Below are 3,685 nucleotides of genomic sequence, written 5' to 3'. Positions count from 1 at the left end.
AAGTTATAATGAATATTCCCAAACTTACAATCGCGGGTGCGAGTGAAATATATATAGAAAATCATAAAGGAATACTCAGTTATACGGATACGGAAATTCGGGTGTCAACGCCTATGGGGATAGTCAGAGTGTTCGGAAATGGACTTTCGATTGACAGAATACGTCTTGAAGATATATTAATATCAGGTCAATTTAAGCAAATTGAATACGAAATCTGAAAAAGGGAGTAAAAAATGTTTAAGAAGTTCTTTAAATTTCTTTACGGATATGTTATAATAAAAGTATATGGCAAAGGTGCAGAAAGATTTATAAATATTTGTTTAAGACGTAATATTGATGTATGGAACATAAAACCGTTTGATGACGGTATTGAAATGTGTATTTACATAAAGGATTTTTTTCATATACGTCAAGTCAGAAAAAAGAGTAATGTAAAAATTAAAATATCACAAAGACGCGGAATAAAGCATTTAATGCGTCTGTACAGAAAACGATATTTGTTTTTGATTGGATTTGCATTGTGTATCATATTTTTTGCCGTGTCGGCTCAATTTATATGGGTTGTTGAAATTAACGGTGTGGAAAACAGCGATATAAACGGTATAATATCTACGCTTGACAGTATCGGTATAAAGAGCGGCGCACTGAAAGCAAAACTGCCTGACGGTATGGAAAGCAAGGCGGCGATTATAAATAACAATAACCATATAGCTTGGGCATGGGTTTATATTGAGGGTGCAAAGGCACGCGTCGAGATATACGAACAGATTATTCCGCCGAATATTCTTGACAAAGATACACCTTGTGACATTGTTGCAGCGTGTGACGGAATTATAAATCATATGGTTGTCAAAAACGGCGAAGAAGTTTTGAATGACGGTGACGCGGTTAAAACAGGCGATGTGATTGTATCGGGAAAGGTTGCAACTTATAAAGAGGGTTATCCCGAAGAATACATATATGTTCACTCAATGGCGGATATAATGGCTTATACAACTCATTCAAAAAACGGCGACTATAAGCTGTATTATGAATCGAGAGTGCCGACCGGCAAAAATAGATATATGGTTTCGCTTGAGGTTTTCGGAAAAATGTTTTCATTGCCTTTGGGCAAAATGAATTTTGAAGAATATGATGTAAATGAAACAAGGTATGAGATATGTATACCGTTTTTCGGATATACGGGAATTGCGTTCGATGCGGTCAAATATACCGAAGTAAATGTAAACAAAGAGCCGATAAGCATAGAAACAGCCGTAGAATTTGCAAAAAATGACTTAGAAGAAAAAATATCAAATGAATTGCTGTACGGCTCAACTTTGACAGACGAGAAAGTTGAATATGAAAAGATTGATAATGAAACAATAAATGTAAAACTTGAAATGGATTTCATACAAAATATAGCTACCAGTCAGCCTATTTCGGCTGATACAGAAGGAGAGGAAATACTTGATAAACAGACAGATTGAAGTACCGCAGGAGGTCGATTTGGCATCTCTTTTCGGAAATTTTGATGAAAATGTCAAAATGCTTGACAAAGCACTTTCGGTAAATATCGCGTCACGCGACAACGCTTTGAGAGTGACAGGTGAAGAAGAAAATGTTGAAAAGGCAAGCCAAGTTATTAATATGCTTATGCAGATTATCGCAAGAGGCGAGATTATCGACCAGCAGAAAGTATTGTATGCGATAACAATGGTACAGGAAAACGGCGGGATTGACATTAAAATGATGGGTGATGACTGTATTGCAATCAGTGCAAAAGGTCACCCGATTAAGACAAAAACGCTCGGACAGAAAAAGTACGTTGACGCGATAGACAAAAATACTATTGTATTCGGTATAGGTCCTGCCGGTACGGGTAAAACATATCTTGCGGTTGCAAAGGCTGTAACGGCACTTAGAAGTAAAGAGGTAAGCAGAATTATTCTTACAAGACCGGCTGTTGAGGCAGGCGAAAAACTCGGTTTTCTTCCGGGTGATTTGCAGAATAAGGTTGACCCGTATTTAAGACCGCTTTATGACGGTATGTATGAAATGCTCGGCGGTGAGGGCTTCTTGAAATATCAGGAAAAGGGTGTAATTGAAGTTGCACCGCTTGCATATATGCGTGGCCGTACGCTTGACAATGCGTTTATAATTCTTGATGAGGCACAGAATACAACACCTGAGCAGATGAAAATGTTTTTGACAAGAATAGGTTACGGTTCTAAAGCGATTGTAACGGGTGATATAACTCAAATCGACTTGCCGGGAGATAAGCGATCTGGATTAAAAGAGGCGGCTAAAATTCTAAAAAATATTGAAGATATAGCTTTTTGTACATTTACCGAAAAAGACGTTGTACGTCATCCGCTTGTACAACAAATTATAAAAGCATATGCAAAGTATGACGAGGAACAGGAAAAGAGAAGAAACAAGAGGAAATCAAATGGTTGAACTAATACTTGAAAATGAACAGGATAAGGAAGATGTAACTCCGGAAATTGAAAAGGCAATAAAGGACGTTTGCGTTGCCGTTATGGAGGAAGAAGAATGTGATTTTGACGCCGAAATCAGCGTTACGCTTGTGGATAATGATACAATTCGTTCTATAAACAAGGAACAGAGAGATATTGACAGAGCAACGGATGTTTTGTCATTCCCAATGCTTGAATTTGACGAGAACGGAATATCGGACGATGAGTACGATATGGACGGTGAGCTTGTGATGCTTGGTGATATTGTTATATCAATGGAACGTGCAAGAGAACAGGCGAATGAATTCGGACACAGTTTTTTGAGAGAAGTGGCTTTTTTGACGGCACATTCAATGCTCCACTTGCTTGGATATGACCATGTTGATGATAAAGAGGGCGAAGAAATAATGTGCGAAAAACAGGAAAGAGTTTTAACTTCGCTTGGAATAACTCGTGATTAGGAGAAAAAATTATGAAGAATAAGAAAAGTTTTAAATCGGGATTTGCGGCAATAATAGGTATGCCGAATGTGGGAAAGTCAACATTACTTAATACTATAGTAGGACAAAAGATTGCAATAATATCAGACAAACCTCAGACAACAAGAAATAAAATACTTGCAATTTACTCAACAGACGAAGAACAGATTATATTTACCGATACACCGGGAATACACAAACCGCATAATAAGCTTGGGGAATATATGGTACACGTTGCAAATGAAAGTATGGACGATACGGATGTACTTATATTTGTTGTGGACGCAAGTAAAAAAATACAGGAAACAGAACGTGAAATAGCAAAAAATATTTCAAAAACAGGACTTCCGTGCATATTGGTTTTGAATAAAGTAGACCTTATGAAAAAAGAGGGTTTACTTCCGATAATTGCGGATTATTCGAGTATGCACGATTTTGCGTCGATAGTGCCTGTAAGTGCAAAGAATAATGACGGAGTCGATATTTTATTGCACGATATTGAGGACTATCTTGAAGAAGGACCGGAATTTTATGATTCGGATATGGTAACGGATCAGCCCGAAAAACAGATTGCGGCTGAAATTATCCGCGAAAAACTTTTGTGGCTGCTTGATAAGGAAGTTCCGCACGGTATCGCTATTGAAATTACTAAAATGCAGGAAAAAGAAAAAATTACAAATATTTACGCGACAATATACTGTGAAAAAGCGTCACATAAGGGAATTATAATCGGTAAGCACGGAGAAA

At 37.4% G+C, this 3,685-nt stretch carries 5 protein-coding genes; all 5 read left to right on the top strand.

Annotated elements, in window-relative coordinates; translation table 11 throughout:
• A partial coding sequence (locus ACLTU0_RS11265) for a YabP/YqfC family sporulation protein (RefSeq protein ID WP_412322531.1) occupies nucleotides 1-218 on the top strand: 218 nt, incomplete at its 5' end.
• Between the two features lie 15 nt (nucleotides 219-233).
• Nucleotides 234-1,469, top strand: a complete 1,236-nt coding sequence (yqfD, locus tag ACLTU0_RS11260) for a sporulation protein YqfD (protein ID WP_412322529.1) — start codon at nucleotides 234-236, stop codon at nucleotides 1,467-1,469.
• Entirely contained in the window at nucleotides 1,453-2,439 is a 987-nt protein-coding gene (locus ACLTU0_RS11255) for a PhoH family protein (RefSeq protein ID WP_412322533.1), read from the top strand. Before yqfD ends, ACLTU0_RS11255 begins: the two co-directional genes overlap by 17 nt.
• Nucleotides 2,432-2,920, top strand: a complete 489-nt coding sequence (ybeY, locus tag ACLTU0_RS11250; protein ID WP_412322527.1) for an rRNA maturation RNase YbeY — start codon at nucleotides 2,432-2,434, stop codon at nucleotides 2,918-2,920. The genes ACLTU0_RS11255 and ybeY overlap by 8 nt, the downstream gene beginning before the upstream one ends.
• An 11-nt stretch (nucleotides 2,921-2,931) precedes the next feature.
• Nucleotides 2,932-3,685 (top strand): GTPase Era (era, locus tag ACLTU0_RS11245; RefSeq protein ID WP_412322525.1); only part of this gene is annotated, 754 nt, incomplete at its 3' end.

Origin of the sequence: Hominilimicola sp., assembly GCF_046972485.1 — a bacterium.
Lineage (GTDB): Bacteria > Bacillota > Clostridia > UBA1381 > UBA1381 > Hominilimicola > Hominilimicola fabiformis.
This window is presented reverse-complemented; position numbering and strand designations above follow the sequence as displayed.